Raw genomic sequence first — 20,988 nt, forward strand, 5'->3', positions numbered from 1 at the left:
CCGAACTACAGCAGTATTAGCAAACGGGCTAAGGATTTAGATATCAATATCAAGTTTCCCGCTTCTGGTGAAATTAAACATTTAGCAATCGACTCAACAGGCTTGAAAGTGTTTGGTGAAGGCGAGTGGAAGGTCAAAAAAACATGGTAGTGAGCAACGCCGCTCATGGCGTAAGTTACATCTTGCTGTTGACGCCCAAACTCACGATATCATTGGCGCTCAATTATCTTTAAGTCGAACGACGGATAGCGAAGTATTACCCGATTTACTCAAACAAACTCGTCGCCAAATCAAACAGGTGTCCGGAGATGGGGCATACGACACAAGGCTTGGCTACGAGGCGATTACAAGGAAACGAGCGCAGACCTTAACACCACCGAGAAAGAACGCGGCTAAATGGGAAATTGATCATCCGCGAAATTATGCCGTGATATGCCAAAACCTCACAGGTTCCAACCGTTATTGGAAAAAGCAAACTGACTACCATCAACGTTCACTAAGTGAAACAGCCATGTTCAGATTCAAAACGCTCTTTGGCGATAAACTGAGCTTAAGGCATTACAATTCACAGATTGCAGAAACAATGGCAGCTATTAAAGCAATGAACAAACTTACCAGGATAGGTATGCCTGAAACCTACAAAATGGCCTGAAATAGGGCTGTATTACTGATGTTTTGTCTATGGAGTGAATTGATCAACAATGCCCGTAAGTGCAAGATGATCATATGAAATTAGGGCTAATGTCGTTTTGTTCTGAAATAGTTACTAGCTGGGTGAACATAGCAAAACGTAAACACCAATCCATTGATATTTTTATCAATCAATGTTTGGAAGGCTTCAATGCATATCTTAAGCTGATATGCCTCAAAACCGTCATTACCGAATCCAATCACTGCATACGAAATGTCAAAGGCCAAATGCTGTGGAAGTAATCGCCAGTTTTTCTTTTTGTCATAGTTCACCTCAATATTAGGATTATATTCCTTTATTGAAGTGCCCTGTTTGATTAAAGCAGATCAATTGATGGTGATCTTAAAAACACTTATGCATGGTTTGCATTTGAAGTGGTTGCATTTCGATTAACTGAAGAGCTGGGACTGGAGCTATAGGTTCCAGTTTATTTCATATGGGAGTTATGGCTTTCATTGCTAATTGAAATCAAAGAAGGAATTTGTCTCCCAAAGTGCCGCTTGTAAGGCAAAACCCTAGAACCGAAAGTTCAGGGCGGAAAAGTCGCCGCTACCGTAGGCTTCTTGGTACATGCCAAGCTTGCACAATAGTAACAGAGTCATTTTCCATAAATGTTAGCATCGGCTCGGGACGTAGCCATACTGGCGAACACTCGAGAGACAAAAAATCGTAATTCTAATAGGTAGACCGGGAAAGCCAAACTTGTATTCGCTTTTGCTACCTTATGATTCAACATTAACTTATTCTCTAAAATATGCCAAGTGAACTATGGTTGAATACAGGCATTAAGTAACTGTTTGCTTGGTTAAACAACAATTTGTCTGTGGTTTAACCAGTGAACGGATTGAGCAGCCTTAAAACTAAATGTTAGGATAGCGGCTTAAGTTACCAAGTGAGTTAACATTGAAAAATACAGACGTAAATTATGAAGCCTTAACCGGCTTAATGCACCGTTATAATATTTTGGCCGATGCTTCCGAGCTACAAGGTATTTTATGTGGCATGTTAGCAGGGGGAATGGACCCAGAAAACCCTGATTGGAAGCTATCACTTCAAGACTTTATTAACGCAGGAGAGCCGTTAAATAGTGAAGTGGCTAGTATGACGGTGGAGTTATACGAGCAGCTTTGTCAACAACTTCAAGGAGATGAGTTTTCTTTGGTGTTGTGTATACCGGAAGAAGGTGCCCCCATCAGTGAGCGAGGTCAATCGTTAATCGCTTGGGTTCAAGGTTTTATGTTGGGCTTTGGCGTTCAACAACAAGAACTAAAGTCTTGTTCAGAAGATGTGAAAGAGGCATTACAAGACTTCTCCGACATCATTCATATGGATAGCGATATGCCAGAGAATGAAGAATCCGAGCAAGCATTGTTTGAGGTGCTTGAATACGTGCGTATTTCTGCGATGTTGTGTTTCAGCGAGCTTGGTCATCATTCGTCTAAAGGGGCTGATGGTGCTCGTGTGCTTCACTAATCTTCTTCGGAACTTTCCAAGGAACCTTCATGATAGCGAAAACTGAATTTTTGCAACGCCGTGAGACCTTAATGAGCAAACTGCCAGTCGGCAGTGTTGTGGTGGTTGCATCTGCGGAGATGCATCAAAAAGGTAATGGCACAGAAGCCGCATTTACCCAAGATAGTGATTTTTTGTATCTCACTGGGTTTAATGAACCTCAGGCGTGGCTTGTGCTGATTCACGACGATGTCCGAAATGGGCAAGCCAAAAATCACCGTAGCGTATTGTTTTGTCAGACCAAAGATAAACTCGCAGAAATTTGGAATGGTCGACGTTTAGGCGTTGAGCAAGCTCCGAGTGAATTGCTGGTGGATGAAGCCCATGCTATCGACGATTTTGAAGGGCTGTTACCCGAATTGTTGAATGAGCAAAAGCAAGTTTATTTTCTACTTGGTTCGGATGATGCCAAAGAAGCCGAGTTAATGTTGGCGCTACAGTTATTAAGACAAGCGCCAAAGCAAACGAAAACCGCGCCATCCATGATCGTTGATTTGGCCCCTATGTTACATGAAATGCGTTTGTTTAAATCGCCGGCAGAATTAGCGGTGATGCGGGAAGCGGCAGAAATGTCCTGTCGTGCTCACGTGCGAGCTATGAAACGTGTGCAAGAAGGTGTATTCGAATATCAACTTGAAGCCGATATTCTGCATGAGTTTGCCATGTCAGGGGCGCGCTCAGCCGCGTATAATACCATTGTTGGTGCGGGCGAAAACGCCTGTATTTTGCACTATACCGACAACAACTGTGCAGTGAAAAAGGGTGACTTAGTGTTGATTGATGCTGGCGCGCATTATCAAGGTTACGCCGCCGATATTACGCGAACCTTTCCTGTGAGCGGCAAGTTTAGCGAGGCTCAAGCAAGTCTGTATAACTTAGTGCTTGAATCACAATTAAAAGCGATGCAAGTGCTAGTGCCGGGCAACACGTTGAAGCAAGCAACACAAGTTGCAGTTGAGGTGATTTGTCAGGGTTTGATTGAGCGCAGTATTTTGTCGGGATCATTGGAATACAATCTTGAACATGCAACGTGGCGACAATTCTTCATGCATGGCTTAGGGCACTGGCTGGGAATGAATGTGCATGATGTTGGCAATTACAAAGTTAACGGTGAAGATCGACCTTTACAGCCGGGCATGGTGCTCACGGTTGAACCGGGCATTTATATCGATAGCCAAGCTGATGTTGATCCGAAGTGGCATGGTATCGGTATTCGTATTGAAGACGATATAGTGATTACCGCCGACGGCCACGAGGTGCTCACCCAAAACGTGCCTAAGACGATAGACGATATTGAAGCTTTAATGGCTGAAAAGTAGGTTAATGCGACTTCATCAGCGGCGCCTTTTAATTAAGGGCTTTTCTTTGTGTCGCTCGACCTGAGCCTGTTTATTTAAATTGGAATTAACATTTGTGACGCCTCAACCTTCTATGGAGACTCAACCCTTCGATTTTGTGATTGCCGGGGGCGGTACAGTCGGATGCAGTCTGGCTTTAGCGCTCGCACAATTATCGCACCAAACGAAGCGTGCTCAACGTCAGCCTTTGCGTATCGCAATTATCGAAGCACAAGATTATCGCTCCGATTCCACACACCCAGGGTTTGATGGTCGAGCCATTGCGCTTGCTCGTCACTCATTAGATTATTTGGCATCGTTAGGGCTGCAAAACGACATCAATGCGGTAACGCAACCCATTCAGCACATTCAAGTCACCGATAAAGGCTATTTAGGGCAGTGTGATTTATATGCCCCAGATTACGCGGTTGAGTCCCTTGGTAGAGTCATTGAGTTACATGATTTTGGTCGAGTGCTACAAAGCGCATTGCAAAAACCCGATATAGCCTCGCAAATTACATGGTTTTGCCCTGATAAAATTACTTCTCTAGTTTTTGAAACCGACCACGTTAATGTGGTGTTGGATTCGCAGCAGCGTATTCAAGCCAAACTTTTACTCGCTACAGACGGCGGCGAATCTGGCACGCGGAAATTGCTAAACGTTGTGCCAGAGGTGCAGGATTATCAACAAGTGGCATTAATTGCGAATGTGCGTACACAAAAGCCTCACAACAACTGTGCGTTTGAGCGTTTTACCCAAAATGGGCCTATTGCCTTTTTACCCATGACAGACGAACGTTGCTCTGTGGTGTGGACACTTAATTATGGCGACGAAAGCGCGTTGCTGAATGCCTCCGAGGCTGAATTTATTAGCGCACTACAAGCAGCGTTTGGTTATCGTCTTGGTAAGATAACGCAAGTAGGGTTACGAGCAGCGTATCCATTGCGTTTATTGCATGCTTCGGGGGGGCATTTACATCGAGCAGCATTACTAGGTAATGCCGCACAAACCTTACACCCCATAGCAGGACAAGGCTTTAATTTAGGTATTCGCGATGTTGAAGACCTTGTTGCTTGTGTCAAACACGCTGTTGAATCCGGCGACGATGTTGGTACGTACACCATACTTTCGGCTTATCGAGCACTAAGAAAACAGGATGCGAAAACAACCATTAGTGCAACACATGCATTGGTTCATTTGTTCTCTGATGATGCCATGCTTAAGGTTGTTGCACGTAACTTAGGGCTTGCCGGATTACAGTTTTTACCTTCGTTGAAACACCTTTTTGCCCAAAGAGCAATGGGACGTCGACGTCACGCCGTTTTAGATGAATTAGGAACAAAAGGATAATGCAAACTTTCGATATTGCGATTATTGGCGGCGGCATGATTGGGCTAACCCTCGCTGTCGGGCTTTCTGGACAGGGTTTTAACATTGCGGTGTTAGATACAAGTGAACCCGATCCTAAATGGTTTAATACTGATGAAAGTGTTGCTCCCGCAGCCAGAGTGAGTGCAATTAGTTTAGCTTCGGAACAAATTTTTCGACATTGCCAAGTATGGGAACAGATTGCCGAAAAACGTGTGTGTTCTTACCAAAATATGGATGTGAAAGAGCAAGATAGCTTTGCTCATATTCACTTTTCTCATGAGCAAGTTCATCAGCCAGCCCTTGGGCATATTGTGGAAAATGAACGCATTCGCGCCGCTTTATGGGATAAAGCAAAAGCTTGCGACGACATTACCTTGATTGCGCCAGCTCAAATTAACAAGGTGCATATGCAAGGTTCGACGAATATCATCCAATTGGAAAATGATTCTTTGATTAGCGCACGTTTACTGGTTGGTGCAGATGGTGGGCGCTCTAAAATTCGTCAACAAGCCGGTTTTCCGGTGACATTTTGGGATTATGGACAACATGCCATTGTAGCCACTGTAAAAACTCAGGAAGCCCATAACGAAACAGCTCGTCAGGTCTTTACCCAAAGCGGACCATTAGCGTTTTTACCTATGTGGAAACCTAACCTTTGCTCTATTGTTTGGTCTCAAGAGGTAGAGCAAGCCGATGCATTAATGGCTATGTCTGATGACGCATTCTCGAAAGTGCTTGCAAGCACCTTTGATATGCAATTAGGAACGTGTGAATTGATAACGCCTCGTCAACGATTCCCTTTAAGAATGCAGTACGCTCGTCAGTGGGTAAGCGAGGGCGTAGTGGTGATTGGCGATGCTGCGCATACTATTCATCCATTAGCAGGACAAGGGGCAAACCTTGGTTTGTTAGATGCTGCCGCTCTAGCGGAAACGCTCATTGAATTAAAGCAGCAAGAAAAAGACATAGGGGCGTGGGCAAATTTACGCGCATTTGAACGTTGGCGTAAGTCTGAAGCAAGTCACATGATTGCTTCAATGGAAGCCTTTAAACAGCTATTTTCTGGCAATAATCCATTAAAGAAACTGGTTAGAGGTGTGGGCATGTCGGTGAGCAATGCATTACCGGGCTTCAAACAAAACGTGATTTTGCGCGCCATGGGCATAAAGGGAGAGCTACCTCAAATGGCGCAACCTCTATCCCGTCATCACGGCTAAACGATTGTACATAAACTCTTCCAAGGTTTTAGCGACGTCGCTTTTTTCGTTAAATGACTTTAAGTGAATGCTGACATCACCTAACGCTGGTAGGTTATTGCCTTCCAGCTCTTTTAATTCTAGAGGGATGGTACTGCGTGCTAATGCAGTAATGCCTAACCCTTCTTTTATCGCAGCGGTAATGCCAGACAAATCCGAGTTGGTAAAGCTTAAACGCCAATTTATGTGATTACTTTCCAATTCTTGAATCACTTTACGACGATACACACATCCATCTGGCGCTAACACCAATGATAAACCTTCATTTTTCATTGGGTTATCCTGTGAACCCACCCACACTAATTTATCTGTGAGTATTTTTTCATTGGTATGCAGCGGGTGCCCCAGTACCAGTAGTAAATCAAAGGGGTCTTTTGAATGTAGTTTTAATAAATCAGCACTGAGTGCTGAGGTGACTTCCAAGGTGACATCAGGGTGTGCGTTATTAAATGTCCCGATTATGTTTGGAAGTAATGTTGTTGCAAATTCTCCGGGAATACCGAGGCGAATTTGCCCAGATAAAGGGGCTCTGGCGAAGTGTTGAAAGATATGATCGTTTTGCATTAACAGCTCAACTGCCATGTTATAGAGTTCTTTGCCCTTTTGATTTGGCACTTGGCGTTGACCTTCGCGTTGGAACAACTTGCAGTCTAATTGTTGCTCTAGTCGTTTAATTTGTAAACTTATTGCAGGTTGCGAACGATTCAGGTATTCACCAGCTTTGGCAAACCCACCGAGTTCGACAACGGCAACAAAGGCGCGAAGATTGTCTATTGATAACTGTTTCATTAAATTGGTTAATGCTTTTGGTTTTGTTTATTTAAAATATTAATTTATTGTAATCAGGTCAAGTGCAAAACCAAAGAGATTGTCGCATTTTCACCAAATAAAACATATCGACCAAGTTACGCCTGATAATCTTTCGCCTCTACACACCTGTACCAAACTCTCAGTCAATCCATAGAGAATTAGAAGTTTGCATAGAAGGAGCCACGGTGAACTTGCGACAAATCTTTATGGAGTGACTGACAATTAAACACGCCCTAGTAACCAAAGGGCTCATTTTGGGTTCGAAAAAATAAAATACAATTTGTTGAGCAAAGCATTTTTGAATTTGAACTGAGCTAGATGTTAAAAAAGAAAGGTCTGTGTTTTTACGAGCTAATACGAAAGTGAAAAATCATCATTTTTTTGAATTTAGTCTACTCTTTTTGTAGTAAGCAAAATTTGAGGTTTTAAGTGGTCGGCAAATTTAACATCCGGCAATAAAATTAAAACGGGGTGAAAGATGACAGAAAAGCCGTATTTAATTAGTGGTAAGAACACCATTATCCATAAAATAAGAAAGTTAGATTTACTGGTTGTGAATGGTGAAGATAATCCTCCTGTTATTGTAACTTTCAGAGGTATTAAGGAGTACAACGGAGAGATTCCTGAAACAAAAAGGGATGCAAAACAGTTGGATATAGAGCTAGTCGATGTAACACATACCGATATTTTTGGTGATGAAAAAACACTGTTATTTATTCAAACAATCAGTGGAAAAGAATATAAAGTGGATTACAGCAAGGTGGGAACACCTTCTTTTATTCGTATTCATCAGGATAATGTTATTTAAGTCCCATTATTCGATTTCCAGAAATCGCTTAATTTGAGATTTTTGATCCATTCCATCCTTGAATCCAAGATCAATTAATTCTCGACAGTAAGGGGATTCAAACAGCAAATAACTTGGTAAGCTGGACTCGGACCTTTCTGTAACACCAAACATTTTTAAAATGCTTCTTATACCACTGGGTAAACAACGAAAGTGTTTTTGAGCGATTGTTTGCAAATCCTGAGAAGGCTTGATTTGCATATAATCAATATGATTCAACTGAGTTTGCTGTTGTTGCTCAGGGGTCATAATGCCTAAGGTTTCATTAATTCTATCAACTCGCTCTAAATCCGCATCTAACGTGTCAGCAAATAGGGTATCCAGTAAGTGACCAGCCACCATGGCGTTGCGAGGATACAGATCCATATTATTAAAGCGTTTTTCCCTTTGGCCTACACCCACAATTAATACCTTGTTCGCGCCTAAATGAATTGGAGGGCTTAAAGGGGATAGCTGATGTATAGATCCATCTCCCACAAAATCATTTCCGAGTTTTACGATTGGAAACACTAACGGAATCGCGGCTGAACCAAGTAAATGGTCAACATCTAATACGCAGGGTTGCCCTCGACGTTTTTGCCTTTTCCAAGGCTTTAAATGGGGTTGACCTTGAAAGAAGCTAACCGATTCATGGGTGCTATAACTGGATACGGTAATGCTGATAGCCTGAAGATGCTGCCTATGTAGGTTTCTATCAATACGATTGAAATCAAGCATCTGCCGCAGTAAACCACGCAAAGGCCGGTTGTTGAGTAAGTTACCTTGAGTTTTACGCACCTCGTTAATTTGAAACTTAGAAAGGTAATTGCTGGCTAAGTGCTTAAGTGTGCCGGATAAATTGGCCACATACACTTGCTCTGTCTGAAAATTCTTCCATACCCACTCCAGCTTACGCACGCCAAGGTGATAACAAGACGCGTAGCAAGCCAGTGCGGTGGCATTAATGGCACCAGCAGAGGTGCCGCACAGTATCGGAAAAGGAAGATGATGATTACGGGGAAACAACGTGGCCATGGCTTTTAGCACGCCAACTTGATAGGCGGCGCGCGCGCCACCGCCAGTTAATAGCAATGCTGTGTTGGGTTTTTCCATATGCCCCCGCTTAATGGATGTTTAGGTAGCCGGGTATTTTCTCAATTTGCACATCATCAATTTGGTCTTGACTTAAATACCGCTGTGCGTATTCAAGGAAAACACCCTCATCAACAAAAATCTTAAACAAATCGGCATCAATATGCTTATCCTTACACATAAATCCCATAATTCGAAGACATTCGCTAATTTTTTTACCGGGTTTGTATGGTCGGTCCGATGCTGTTAAGGCTTCAAATATATCGGCAATAGCCATCATTCGGGCTGGAACCGACATTTGTTCTTTTGTCAGTCCTTTGGGATAACCCGTACCGTCCATTTTTTCATGGTGGCCTCCGGCAAACTCGGGAACGCGTTTCAGGTGTTTGGGGAAAGGCAGGGACTCCAGCATTTCTATGGTAATGTCCATATGACGATTAATGATTTCTCGCTCCTCAGGCGTGAGCGTTCCTTTCGCAACTTGCAAGTTATAAACTTCATCGGGAGTGAGTAGAGGATGCTTCTCTCCCTTGATAGTAACTTGATGCAGGTTGGCAATGTCCTCGATATAGCGCTGTTTGTCTTCACTCATGAATTCCCCACCAATATTGGCGGTTTCAACAAATTCGCGAGCGCTTTGAAGCGTGGAAATCTCTTCGTTTAACCTATCCTGCAATTGCTGTTGTTCTTGTGTGTCATGACTGTTTTGGATCTTCCGTGTGTATTCCAATGTGAGTTGCGACATCGCCAATTCAAAACGGGTGGTAATTAATTCAATTCGATCGAAGACCTTTTCCAATTTTGTGGATTTATCCATCACATGTTCTGGGGTCGCAATTTTTCCACAATCATGCAGCCAACCAGCGAGACTAAGTTCATGCTTGTCTTCATCTGTCATGGTGAAACTAGCTAAAGGGCCTTGATCGTGACGGTGTACGGCTTCCGCAATCATCATTGTTAGTTCGGGGACGCGACGACAATGCCCACCTGTGTAAGGTGATTTTTCATCAATGGCCTTTGCGATTAGCTGTGTAAATGATTGAAACAGTTTCTCCATATCATCAATAAGCTGTCGATTTGTTAATGCAACGGCAGCCAACGATGCCAGTGCTCGGATCGCCTGTTCAATTTCTTGATTAAAAGGGATGACGTTGTTTCCTTGGCGAGCGTTAACCAGTTGAAGGACCCCGTTTAAATCCCCTTCGTGATTTTTCATTGGAATAGTGAGAACAGATTGTGTGCGGTAGCCTGTTTGAGCATCCATTTTCTTGGGGCCGGAAAGGTCGTACTCTTTGGTGTTGTAGGCATCTTCAATATTGATCACCAGATCGGAGCCGGCGGCGTAAGCAACCAGAGCGGAAGTGTTAATTTCCCCATTAACTTTCACTGGAATCGGGTCGAAGGTGATAGGCTTGCCAGATGAGCCTCCCATGTACAATTGCAACGTATCATTCACTAAAGTATCAAACTGAAGTTGGTTATCTTCGGTTACACTGTAAATGGTGCCACCATCCGCATTAGATAAGTGTTTGGCAACCAGTAATATTTTTTCTAACAACAATGTCGTGTCTTTCCCCGAGGAAAGCGAAATACTGACATTGACCAACTCTCCTAGAATATGTTTGAAATCCATGTCTATCCTCCTACTTGCTTGTGTGGGTAAAACTACCGTCCCAATCGTGCGGCAGGGGAGCTTGTTTTAGCTCTTGTATTCTATCTAGAAAAACACGATAAAGTGTTTCTTGGTAACGTTCATAAAGTTGACTAAACCGCCTTTCTGCTTGTTGCCAGTCTTGCTGAAGATAACATGCGTACGCTTTTTCAAGATCAGGCTTTGCTGTTAACTTGTCTTGGTGTCCCAACGCGGGGTCAAGCGGTTCGTAAATCTTTACCGCCTGAACCTTTCCTTTAACTTTCACTCTATCTATTAAGCGAAAGGTTATTGATGCACAGGATTGTGCTGTAAATTCACTGACTAGGCATTCCACACCATAAAATTTGGTTAGTCCCTCTAAGCGAGAGCCTAGATTCACCGCATCTCCAAGCACGGTATAAGCGCGACGAAACGTCGAGCCCATGTCACCCACATTCATTGTGCCGGTATTGATACCGATACCAATATAAACCTCTGGCAAACCTTCGTCATGAAATGTTTTTCTCAATTGTGCGGTAATCGCCAACATAGAAAGCGCGGCTTCAACAGCATGCTCAGGATGATTAGGGTCATCTAATGGCGCTCCCCAAAATGCCATCACCATGTCTCCCACGTATTTATCGATCGTACCTTGGTGATTAAAGATGCACTCTGTAATCGGATCAAAATAACGGTTTAATAAACTCTTCAACTGGTTAGCATTAAGCGATTCAGAAATGTTGGTGAAGCTACGGATGTCGGAAAACAAAACCGTAAGTTCTTTACGCTCGCCATCCATCGAAACATCTTCGGGAGAGCTGAGCATTTTGTCGATATGAGCAGGAGGCACATATTGATTAAAAATGGATTTTATTTGTTGTCTTTGGCGAGATTCGTAGAAGAAGCCGATGCTTATGTTGTAACCCACGATTAAGCTAATTAAGAGCAAGGAGGAAACGATAGGCAGAGCCATGTTGGCATTATTCCATAAAGCAACATTGCAAGTTATCGTGAAGACTAAAGTGAGTAATCCAGTGAGCGCCATCCTACGAGGACCCAACTGCGGTAGCATTATTGATAACAATATTCCTATAAACAACAAATATAGAGCGGTTGCAGCTTCCCACCAATCAGGAACATATTTTAACTGTGTTGGGTTTAGCAGCCCGTCTAATACATTTGCATGAACCTCGACCCCCGGATATTGCACACCGACAGGGGTTGCTCGCAAATCCGATAAACCAATGGCAGAGGTGCCGACAAAAACAACCGCGCCTTCAAATTGCTCGGCTGAGAAGGTGTTATTCAGGACATCGATCGCTGAAATATACGGGTAGCTTCCACGTTGCCCTTTGTAGGGGATGAGTACACGGGCTTCAGCGTCGGTAGGAATTAGTTCATTGCCAAGCATTACCCCTTCTATATGATTAAGCTTGCCCGCTGGTTGGGTCTTCACTTTGATAGTTTCTGCCAAGGTGTATAGTCGAGCGGTTTCAAGAGCAAGGCTAGGATAAAGCTTGTCTTCGAACCGATACAACAAAGCACTTTTGCGTAAAAAACCATCGGGGTCGGGAGAAGAGTTTATGAACCCTTCTCCTGCTGAATACGCATGAAACTTAGGGAGGCTAGTGACGTATCCTGAAAAGGCAGTTATCGGTAAGCTTGGGCCAATAGCAACATCACTTTGTACAACGTGTTCCGGTAATTTTCCCCTGCGAATTGGGTCATGTTGAAGAATGTAACCGAGCAATACATCTGTTGAACCAAAGCTTTCAATAAAATGTTGATCCCCGTCCATCAATGGCACAAGGGCTTGAATGCTTTGCTGCTCTTGATGCTTGGTGTTTAGCTGGTTTAATACTTCTTGCGCAGCATTGCGCTCTGTTTCTGAAAAAATAATGTCGAAAGCAATAACGGCGACACCCGCGTCAGCCAAATTGTGGACGAGCTGTGCAAGCTGCTTTCGTGGCCACGGCCAACCAATTTGGGCCATGGTTTTTTCATCCAAATCGAGGATTAAAATCTCTGTATGGGAAACTTTCGAAGGAGTGAGCGTTTGTTTTAAGCGTAAGTCATAAATAATGCCTTCGGCTCGGGAAAGTAAGGTTTTCAGGCCGGTTACTTGACTGAATTGAATCAACAATGAAAACACCACAAATACGAAGCCAATTAACATAGAGCGCCGTTTTTGTTTGGTGAGAAAGGTGATGCTCATTGTTGATCGAAATCGATGCTTAGCCCCTCAGCAGCGGCAAACATCTTGACGTCCATTTGGGCGATTTCGATGATTTCTTGGCAGTGTTGTTCAACTTGCTCAAGCTCATCGTCGGTTCGGATATGGTCATGGCTGTATAAGGCGAGCCGTTTTGCGCGGGAAGCCATCGCTAGTTTTACCGCTTCTTCTGCGACAGAATGCCCCCAGCCTGATTTCGCCGGCATATCGGACAGCATGTACTGCGCATCGTGTACGATTAAGTCAGCATTTTCAGCAAAGTTAACCCACTGAAGAAAATCGGTTTCTTTTTGATAGGGCGGGTAAAGTTCATTATCTGTGATGTAAGCCACCTTTGCACCATCTGCTTCTATTAAATAAGAGCTACCGCTTCCCGGATGATTCATTGAACGCCGTGTGATGGTGGCACCTTGAAGCTCCCATGTGTCGGTATTAGCAGGTACGGGGGTGATGTGAATATTTGAGGCGAGAGACTGGTAATTGACAGGGAAATATGTTCCCGACATTTGTCGCAAAATCGCGTCATTGTCTTCTATTGTGGTTTTCCCCGGAGTAATAAAAATATTTCTATTCGCCTGATAAATAGGAATAAAAAATGGGAATCCCTGAATGTGATCCCAATGATTGTGGCTTAAAAGTAAGTGAATATCACTTTGCTCGCCCGCCAGTTTTTGACCAACACTTTTAATGCCTGTTCCTGCATCAAGAATGATATGAGTGCCGTTTTTCAACTCAATATGAATGCACGCCGTGTTCCCGCCATACCTAACATATTCAGGGCCTGGAGAAGGTATTGATCCACGAACTCCGTGAAAGGTTAATTTCATAGTTTTTCTATCATTTGTTTATAAGGGCCATGCATTTAAAATGAGCCTACTGCTTGCGGATATTTTAGTACAAAAATATCCTGTTCCTGTTTTATTTGCGCATTTCCAGTGACAAAAACGTTGCCTAACGTATCTAGTGCAATATCTTGCATTTCCATAGCGATTCCGAGGGAACGCGGAGGGTAATGTGTGAGTTCGGTCCAATCAGATTGGAAGCGGTAAAGCTCAAAACCATCACTGCTATGGCCCGCGACGAATAGGCCGCCATACGCATCCCTTTTTATGGCTTTGCCGAGGATAAAGTGATTATGCGTGATGCGTTTTTGCTCAAGTTGAGTGCCAACGTTATCGATGCTGGTGAGGTACATGGCGTTGTCCTCCGCTCCAACGATAGCAATATGGCCTTCTGCGGTTAAGGTGACATCGTACAGAAGGGTATTTTTAGTATCGTCTTCACCAATAATTAAGGTGCCTGAGTTAGCGAACTGCGTATCGAGATTACCTTGCGCGTCGAATTTTACGACCAAGCCATTTTGCTCTCCACCGAGTGAAATATGTCCAACACTAATGAAGCCGCCATCACTCGTTTGCGCAATACTATGAAGTTGTGCGGTTTCTGGAGTGCTTGTTAAGCCGCTCAAGGTGGAGTTGACTTGGGAACTACTGAACGTTTCATTGAGTCCTGAGTTCGCTATAGCTTGGTAGAGATGAGCCTTGCCATCTTTTTGCCCTGCTATCCAAATAATGCCATGGTCGTCGCGTAACATTTTGTTGGTGATGTTTTCGCTAGCACTGGCCGACACACTGAATGTGCCTTCGTTAAAAGTTTCATCTAGTGCTTCATCATTTGCCTTATAAACACCCACAAATAGACGAGTGCCTTGACTACCTGTCACGCTCGCTTTGGATAAACGGTTAATGTTAATGTCTTTAATGGTTTCGTTGTCACTGTTAACCGTGGTCACGGAGCCTAGGCTACCAAAGCTAATATCGACATTGCCGTTTACTTCAAAACGAGTAATCGCATTATTGTTGGTAAATTCGTTTTTATCATGGGTGCTACCTGCCACTAATATACGACCGTGACGATCGACATCAATTCCGTAATTTCTCTCTCCTTCACCGAAATCAATGCTGCTGGTTGAGTCGTTTAAGGGGCGACCATTAGGAGTGAGCTCCGATAAAAAGAAATCATTGTATGTTGTTCCGTACAAAATAAAGTTATTAGAAGCTGTTTCTAATACTCCCTTCACGTTTGCTGTCGCAAAGGCATCGGGATAAGTGCCTTTTCCTGCATTGAGGAACTCGCCATCTAATATGCCATTTTGATGCATTTTGATGAGTGTTAACGCATTGTCCTCTGTTTTGAGCTGAACAATGAAACCATTGTCTTTGGTGGCTGTTAAGGAACTGTTTTCCGAAGCAACATAGTCAGTTGCATCTAGTTTGTCATTGCCGCTAAATCCCGGTGCAGGGTTGCCTGAACCGGTGAGTTTTGTCAATTTAGCGCCATTTTCTTCGCTGAGTACAAGTAGTTGATCATTGCTAAGGACAACGATATCAATGACTTTACCTGTCTCAAAAGTCATTATCCCGTTGGCCGATTCGGAAAGCTTGATTGGGTTGGGCGGTGTTTTCGGTTTCGAGCTTCCTTTGTCATCAATGGCAAAAGAAGGCGCGCCAAAATTGGTATCTAAACTACCATCTGCTTTTACTCGCAAAATACCCGGTAATTCTTTGGTATGTTCTTGACCCAAAATATTAATCGAATCGTCTGAGCTAACCGCTATTTTTTTCCCATTAAAGTTGGAAAATTCGACGACTCCTAACACGCCAAAGTCGACTTTTCGTAAGCCATCTGCGCTCAATTTTAATAGGACAATACGCTTTGAAGGCGTATCGTTTAGCGCAATTAGTATGTCTCCATTGTCGTAAACATGCAGGGCAAAAACATTGTCAGCTTCCCCCTCGGTAATCTCCGCTTCGCCTTGGGCACCAAAGTTTTGGTCTATCGTTCCCGTTGAGGTGAGTTTTAACAGTTGCGGTGTATCTGAATCATGTTTGCCTAGAATGAGCAAGCCATTGTCAGGCGTTGCTTTTGCGTCTATGACAGTAAAGTTGGCTGTTTGTGGTAATCGTCGTAATAACCCTTGCTTGCCAAAAGTGTTAGAGGAGAATGCGTTGCCAAAGCGATAAATCAGCACATCGGAAAGGCTATCGCTATTCGCTGCGCCATAACCAACAGCATATAAACTCGATTTATCATGTGCTTCCACGACGGTGACAAGGGTATCGATAGCGGCTGTGCTGTTAATGCTGTTGGAAGCAAAATCACAGGTCCAAAAAGAGGTGTCCTGTACACTGTTTTCTTGAATTAACTCGATGCGTTCTTCTTGAACATTGGTTGCAGCAAATACGGGATAACCCAACGCATCAAGGTGAGAGCTTACCGGTGAGCTAGCTGAGCCCATTACTGCGAAAGTTTGGCTGCCAACAGAACCATATCCGGTGTCGAGTGTGCCATCGGCGGTGAATTTTACGACACCTAAGGCATCATCAACCATACCGCTGAGGAATATGTTACCGAATTGATCTTGCACGAGTGAGGTGGCCAGATTGATTGATGACGAGGGGAAATAGTCGCTGTTAGCAATGCCTCCACTGGCAAAGTTGGCATCTAATTCGAAGTCTGTTGTAAAGCTCCCGAGCCAGAATTTATTGTTACTGGATCCTGCTACAAGAAGTTGACCGTTGGCACTAATATCAATAGCGCGACCACTATCGTTAAGCGCGTGATGATAGGTAAATAGGCCACCGTCGCCTATCAAGGTATCAATGATGCCATCGATAAGGCCATCGTTATTGTCATCAAGGTTAATACGAAGCAACATGAAATCGGCATCGGAAACGAGAGTGTGTGTTCCGACGATGTAAATATGGTTCTCGCCATCAAACACGGCATCGCTGACTTCTTGTGTCCCTACAACCGCGTGTAACAGTTTACCACCACTTCCAAAGTCGCTGTTTAAGGTGCCATCGGCGAGCAGTTGCAGTGCAAAAATATCAAGTCCCGTCACAAGGTTTTGATAATGACCAAGGATGGTTAGAGTGCCGTTGTCATGAAGCAGTAGCTTTTTCGGTGAGTCTTCCGTATCGGTTCCAACATCTAACTGTAAAGTGCCACCGGAGCCAAAGTGACTATCAATTCTGCCGTCTGTAAGTAGTCTTGTTAGCACAATGTCGTTATTGCTGTTTGAACCTTGAGTCTGGCCGAGCACATAAATACGGTTTTGCTTATCAACGTTAATGTCGACAACATTGCTTGAAGAAGCGAAATTCAGCGTAACTTTACCGCTATTGCCAAAGTTGGGGTCTTGTTCACCGATAGGGGTTAACCGAGTGACAACAATATTGCCTTGATTCGTACCAGCCAGCAACGTGTGTCCGAATCGGTCTTTTGTGATGGCGTAAACAGCGTCAGAGCCAGTTCCTAAGTCAATTGAAGCTTCGCCAGCGGTGCCAAATTCGGGTTGCAGTTGGATAGTATAAGTGTATTCATCTGTTCCACCTTTGGTATCAGCTACTTTTACACGGATATTCTCTGCTGTACTGTCATCAGTGCTTGGTGTCCCTGATATCACTTGGGTAGTTGAGTCGAATGATAACCACGATGGTAAATTCGTAACTTCATAGGTGAGTGAATCTTCGTCATCATCTTGCGCCATGACTTTGTACTGATATAGCGTTCCTTTTCTGGCTTGTGTTCTAGGCGCGGTGCATATTTTAGGGGCGTTATTGTTCGGATACACCGTGAGGTTAACCGTTGCTAACGATGATGATGTACCGTTTGACGCTGCATATGTGAAGGTGTCAGAAAAATGCTGTGAGCCGTCATGGGTGTATGAAAATGAGCCATCTGGATTTAAGGTGAAGCTCGATGCATGGCTTGGAGCGCTTACCATCGACGCTGTTAAACTGGCGCCCGCTGAATCTGAATCGTTACTTAGCACGCCGACACTGGCATCAATGCTTACATGACTCTTATCACTATTGAGTAGATAAGTATCGCTGTTGGCGACAGGCGCGTTACTGGTGACGGTGATGACAACGCTGCCTTCGTCAGAGGCTCCCTCTTCATCGGCTACGAAATACCGTATCGTATCCACTCCCGTAAAACTCGTGGGGGCCGTATAAGTGAGCGTTCTCGGACTTGAGAGGATAACACTGCCAAAACCAGCGGAAGCTGATGCGATGCTTAATCGATTGCTGTCGACATCGGTATCATTATTCAACGGGGTAATATTAATGCGATCACCTGAGGCCACCGATGCTTCGTCGTCATTTGCCACAGGTGCATCGTTAACGGATTCGACAGTTAAATCAACAGTTGTTGTCCGCTGAACATTACTGGTATCGGCAATTGTATAAACGATTCGCACAGGCCCGAAATAGTTTTCATCTGGTGTGAAACGAATTTGATTGTCTGTAGTGATTTCAGCATCGCCGTTTGCCGCGCCACTTAGCCTGACAATGGTGAGTCGATCGCCATCTGGGTCAGAGTCATTAGCAAGCACATCAATCACGATACTTGAATCTTCAAGGGTGGTGACTTCGTCGGGCTGTGCAATGGGCGCATCATTTACTGGCTCTATAATTACCGTAACTTGCGCTTGCGCAGTCAGTCCTTGAGGGTCGCTAATTTCATAATTAATGGTGGCTGTACCGTTGTAATCAGGCGTAGGTGTGTATCTGAGTTGTGCGCCTACAATGGCAACGTCACCTACATTGGCACTGGCTGACACAATACTCAAATTATCGTTTTCTGGGTCGGTATCGTTACTCAATACATCGATGACCACATTTCGATCTTCGAGTGTTGTAGCAGTGTCGTTATTGGCGATGGGCGCGGTGTTGTTAGGTACTGTATTAACGTTGATGCTGGCAATTCCCGTGCTTTGTGGCTGGTTGCCAGATGTTTGCACGGTGTAGGTTACGCGGTCTGCGCCGTTGAAGTTACTAGGGGCTGTGTATAGTAGGGTGCGCGCTTGCACAATCTCTACGGCTCCTTGCTCTGCCTGTGCGCTGGTGATGATCAAAGCGGCGTTGTCGCCATCAAGGTTTGTGTCATTAGCCAGTACATCAAGCTCCATTGCTTGTGTTGATACCACATCAAATATTTCATTTTCTACAATGGGGGCGTCGGGTTGTCCTGTCACTGTAATTGTAACCGTTGCCTGAGCGTTGAGTCCTTGCTCATCTTCCACTTCATAAACGAAATTATCTGTGCCGAAAAAGTGTGTATTGGGTTGATAAGTGAAGGCGCCGTTTGTGCTTGTGGTGAGAGAACCATTTATTGGCTGCTGCACGACCCGCGTAAGGGCAATGCTGTCAGCAGTGTTCGGGTCAGCATCATTTGCCAGTAAGCCTTGAGTTGCATTCACTGTGAGGAGAGTGTCTTCCAATACATTGTAATTATCATTATTGGCAATAGGGGAGAGGTTAAGGTTGCTCAATACGGCAACTTCCTCGCTAATACTGCTTTCTCCACTGGCATCAATACCCGTAATTCGCAGATAGTAGTCAGCACGCGAATCGAGCCCTGAGAGTGTTTGAGAGGTGCCGCGAATTGCGCGAATAACCTGACCATTTTCCAGTGAAGCGAAGTTGGCGGGAGTGACACTAGGTTCACTCGCAAAATACAAGTTGTAGCGATAGGCTCCTGCTTGTGGAGACCAAGTGACGGTCAAATTGTCATTGCTTCGCTCTGTTTCGATACCGCTAATTAGTTGGGGTTGCCAGTTGAATGAAACGGTATCTAATATGTTATTGGGGGAATTTGCCCACAGTTGAACACGATTTTGCCCAGGCGTTAGGCCAATACTGATGGGGTTAACGCCCGTTCTGAATCCTCGATATCGTTGGTTGCAGTTGCCATCACAAAATGTTTCAACATTGTTGTTACCTAAAATAAGTCCTGCCGAGGCGATTGTTTCGCTATCACTGACGTTAAAGAATAAAATCAGGTTGCCAGTATAAGTTTGATTGTTGATGGGGTGACCAATACTGCCCGTAGGAGCGGCAAACGCGAACGGGGTCGATAGCAATAAGCACCCTAAATAAAGTAGGGATTTGATACTTAGTTTAATCTTCATGTTGCACGTTACCTACGTTATTTCAATGTTATTCAATTTGGAAACGACCGTTAGCGTTGGTGCTAGGGTTGTTTATCTCAAATAAGTTAAATTCACCGGAGATACGATCGCCGTCATTTGAAAATAGAGCGGATATATCACCAGAAGCAAGTTCATTGCCGTGGCTCGCAAAGTTTACGCCTAGTAGTATCTCGTTTAAATCAATGACGCCGTTGAAGACGGCAAACCATTCACCTTGGTTATCGGTAAAAGTCAGAGATCCATCTGGAACGAAACCATTATCAAAGTCCACTGTCATGCTGATTTGTAGCCCACTGGCGCCTCCTGCACTGGTATTTAATTCACTCGATACCAATGTTGAATACGTAAACTCCCCCATGCGATTAGCAATCACATCTGGTGACGTAATGTCATTTTGGACGACGGTCTCCTCGACCAATTGTTGGATAACATCGTCATTATTGGCTAAAAAGCCGCTCTCAGGAGCAGAACCAACATTGGGTTGTGTTGGCGCAGGAGGGCCGAGGAATTGAGGGGCAGAGCTAGGGGGCGAAGTGGTCGATTCATTTTCTGATGCTGAGGCATCGTTGTTTGCGTTTAATGTGGGCGCGTTAGGGGCATCGCTGCTATGCCCTTTATTGAAGTTGTCCGGGGCTTCCAATAAAAGTTCCACGTTACCGGAACGATCCACTTTTCCAAATGAGAAGTCTTCACCTTCACCGAGTGAAACGGTATTTGATGAGCCTTGAAGAGAGAGGTCAATGGCACCATCCCAAACGGCAAGAAAGACATCGCCTTGAATGATTTCAATTTCAAAATGGGTACCACGGATACCAATTGACCCTACAGGTGTTTTTACTTGGTATTTCCCATTGTTGGCTTTAATTGCGCCGGTAATAGAACGTAACCCGCCTTCAACGAGTTCAATGACTGCGGAATTGTCTTCTTTTCCCGGCGTGTAATGGTATTCCGATATGAGCACTTTTGACGATGCTTTTAGCGCTAGCATAGTGCCATCGTTCATTCTAAATTGGGCCTTACTGCTGGCGCTGGTGGTAACGGTGTCAATATCGAAAATAGGGGAACGACGTTTTAATGCCCGCGTTTGTGCTGGATTATCAAACGCCTTTACTTGGCCCTTGGCAATAATGGTTTTACCTGCTTGCTCTGAAGCCAGTGCCGAGCTCATCGCACAAAGGAATAAAGCGCTTAAAACGGTGCGGGAGGCAAATTGTTTCAACATGGTC

12 protein-coding genes, 1 other RNA gene and 1 pseudogene are annotated in these 20,988 nt (G+C 44.3%); 6 read left to right on the forward strand and 8 right to left on the reverse strand.

Translation table 11 applies throughout. The annotated features are described in order from the left end of the window. Nucleotides 1-652 (forward strand): annotated as a pseudogene (locus HJG39_RS08490) (IS5 family transposase); the annotation flags it as partial. Nucleotides 653-1,171: 519 nt separating this feature from the next. Here HJG39_RS08490 and ssrS read toward each other — a convergent pair. Beyond that, nucleotides 1,172-1,354, reverse strand: a non-coding RNA gene (ssrS, locus tag HJG39_RS08495) — 6S RNA. A gap of 240 nt (nucleotides 1,355-1,594) precedes the next feature. On the opposite strand from ssrS, the gene HJG39_RS08500 reads away from it, so the two are divergent. The 4 genes from HJG39_RS08500 (at nucleotide 1,595) to HJG39_RS08515 (ending at nucleotide 6,129) form a co-directional block, all read left to right on the forward strand. After that, on the forward strand, nucleotides 1,595-2,164 hold the full coding sequence (locus HJG39_RS08500; RefSeq protein WP_326849250.1) for a UPF0149 family protein: 570 nt from the start codon (nucleotides 1,595-1,597) through the stop codon (nucleotides 2,162-2,164). A 29-nt stretch (nucleotides 2,165-2,193) separates the two neighbouring features. Beyond that, the gene (gene pepP / locus HJG39_RS08505; RefSeq protein ID WP_268408493.1) at nucleotides 2,194-3,522 is read left to right on the forward strand and encodes a Xaa-Pro aminopeptidase; all 1,329 of its coding nucleotides are present in this window, start codon (nucleotides 2,194-2,196) and stop codon (nucleotides 3,520-3,522) included. 94 nt (nucleotides 3,523-3,616) lie between these two features. Further along, nucleotides 3,617-4,891, forward strand: a complete 1,275-nt coding sequence (ubiH, locus tag HJG39_RS08510; RefSeq protein ID WP_268408494.1) for a 2-octaprenyl-6-methoxyphenyl hydroxylase — start codon at nucleotides 3,617-3,619, stop codon at nucleotides 4,889-4,891. Further along, on the forward strand, nucleotides 4,891-6,129 hold the full coding sequence (locus tag HJG39_RS08515; protein WP_268408495.1) for an FAD-dependent monooxygenase: 1,239 nt from the start codon (nucleotides 4,891-4,893) through the stop codon (nucleotides 6,127-6,129). The genes ubiH and HJG39_RS08515 overlap by 1 nt, the downstream gene beginning before the upstream one ends. Here the strand turns inward: HJG39_RS08515 and HJG39_RS08520 are convergent. Beyond that, nucleotides 6,109-6,957: a LysR family transcriptional regulator gene (locus tag HJG39_RS08520; RefSeq protein WP_268408496.1), complete on the reverse strand. Its 849-nt coding sequence runs from the start codon at nucleotides 6,955-6,957 to the stop codon at nucleotides 6,109-6,111. The two genes, HJG39_RS08515 and HJG39_RS08520, sit on opposite strands and share 21 nt — an antisense overlap. A 499-nt stretch (nucleotides 6,958-7,456) precedes the next feature. Here HJG39_RS08520 and HJG39_RS08525 point away from each other — a divergent pair, with 499 nt between their 5' ends. After that, the gene (locus tag HJG39_RS08525; protein WP_268408497.1) at nucleotides 7,457-7,786 is read left to right on the forward strand and encodes a hypothetical protein; all 330 of its coding nucleotides are present in this window, start codon (nucleotides 7,457-7,459) and stop codon (nucleotides 7,784-7,786) included. A 6-nt stretch (nucleotides 7,787-7,792) separates the two neighbouring features. Here the strand turns inward: HJG39_RS08525 and HJG39_RS08530 are convergent, their stop codons facing one another. From HJG39_RS08530 to HJG39_RS08555, 6 genes are read right to left on the reverse strand one after another with little or no spacing between them, the layout of a single operon-like run. Next, nucleotides 7,793-8,917 carry a patatin-like phospholipase family protein gene (locus tag HJG39_RS08530; RefSeq protein ID WP_268408498.1) on the reverse strand — a complete coding sequence of 375 codons (1,125 nt, stop codon included), beginning with the start codon at nucleotides 8,915-8,917 and terminating at the stop codon, nucleotides 7,793-7,795. A gap of 10 nt (nucleotides 8,918-8,927) precedes the next feature. Beyond that, nucleotides 8,928-10,529 carry an HD domain-containing phosphohydrolase gene (locus tag HJG39_RS08535; RefSeq protein WP_268408499.1) on the reverse strand — a complete coding sequence of 534 codons (1,602 nt, stop codon included), beginning with the start codon at nucleotides 10,527-10,529 and terminating at the stop codon, nucleotides 8,928-8,930. A gap of 10 nt (nucleotides 10,530-10,539) precedes the next feature. Next, on the reverse strand, nucleotides 10,540-12,744 hold the full coding sequence (locus tag HJG39_RS08540) for a CHASE2 domain-containing protein (protein WP_268408500.1): 2,205 nt from the start codon (nucleotides 12,742-12,744) through the stop codon (nucleotides 10,540-10,542). Further along, a complete protein-coding gene (locus HJG39_RS08545; RefSeq protein WP_268408501.1) occupies nucleotides 12,741-13,589 on the reverse strand; it encodes an MBL fold metallo-hydrolase in 849 nt (282 codons plus the stop codon). The genes HJG39_RS08540 and HJG39_RS08545 overlap by 4 nt, the downstream gene beginning before the upstream one ends. A gap of 35 nt (nucleotides 13,590-13,624) precedes the next feature. Continuing rightward, the gene (locus HJG39_RS08550; RefSeq protein WP_268408503.1) at nucleotides 13,625-19,741 is read right to left on the reverse strand and encodes an Ig-like domain-containing protein; all 6,117 of its coding nucleotides are present in this window, start codon (nucleotides 19,739-19,741) and stop codon (nucleotides 13,625-13,627) included. A 28-nt stretch (nucleotides 19,742-19,769) separates the two neighbouring features. Further along, nucleotides 19,770-20,984 carry a FecR family protein gene (locus tag HJG39_RS08555; protein WP_268408505.1) on the reverse strand — a complete coding sequence of 405 codons (1,215 nt, stop codon included), beginning with the start codon at nucleotides 20,982-20,984 and terminating at the stop codon, nucleotides 19,770-19,772. Nucleotides 20,985-20,988: the final 4 nt, after the last annotated feature.

Origin of the sequence: Alteromonas sp. a30 (assembly GCF_026788005.1) — a bacterium.
Taxonomy (GTDB): domain Bacteria; phylum Pseudomonadota; class Gammaproteobacteria; order Enterobacterales; family Alteromonadaceae; genus Paraneptunicella.

Bases quoted from the DNA above. Each gene is read 5' to 3' on its own strand.
- HJG39_RS08525 (WP_268408497.1), top strand. From the start codon at position 7,457: ATGACAGAAAAGCCGTATTTAATTAGTGGTAAGAACACCATTATCCAT.
- HJG39_RS08550 (WP_268408503.1), bottom strand. From the start codon at position 19,741: ATGAAGATTAAACTAAGTATCAAATCCCTACTTTATTTAGGGTGCTTA.
- pepP (WP_268408493.1), top strand. From the start codon at position 2,194: ATGATAGCGAAAACTGAATTTTTGCAACGCCGTGAGACCTTAATGAGC.
- HJG39_RS08555 (WP_268408505.1), bottom strand. From the start codon at position 20,984: ATGTTGAAACAATTTGCCTCCCGCACCGTTTTAAGCGCTTTATTCCTT.
- HJG39_RS08540 (WP_268408500.1), bottom strand. From the start codon at position 12,744: ATGAGCATCACCTTTCTCACCAAACAAAAACGGCGCTCTATGTTAATT.
- HJG39_RS08545 (WP_268408501.1), bottom strand. From the start codon at position 13,589: ATGAAATTAACCTTTCACGGAGTTCGTGGATCAATACCTTCTCCAGGC.
- HJG39_RS08520 (WP_268408496.1), bottom strand. From the start codon at position 6,957: ATGAAACAGTTATCAATAGACAATCTTCGCGCCTTTGTTGCCGTTGTC.
- HJG39_RS08515 (WP_268408495.1), top strand. From the start codon at position 4,891: ATGCAAACTTTCGATATTGCGATTATTGGCGGCGGCATGATTGGGCTA.
- HJG39_RS08535 (WP_268408499.1), bottom strand. From the start codon at position 10,529: ATGGATTTCAAACATATTCTAGGAGAGTTGGTCAATGTCAGTATTTCG.
- HJG39_RS08530 (WP_268408498.1), bottom strand. From the start codon at position 8,917: ATGGAAAAACCCAACACAGCATTGCTATTAACTGGCGGTGGCGCGCGC.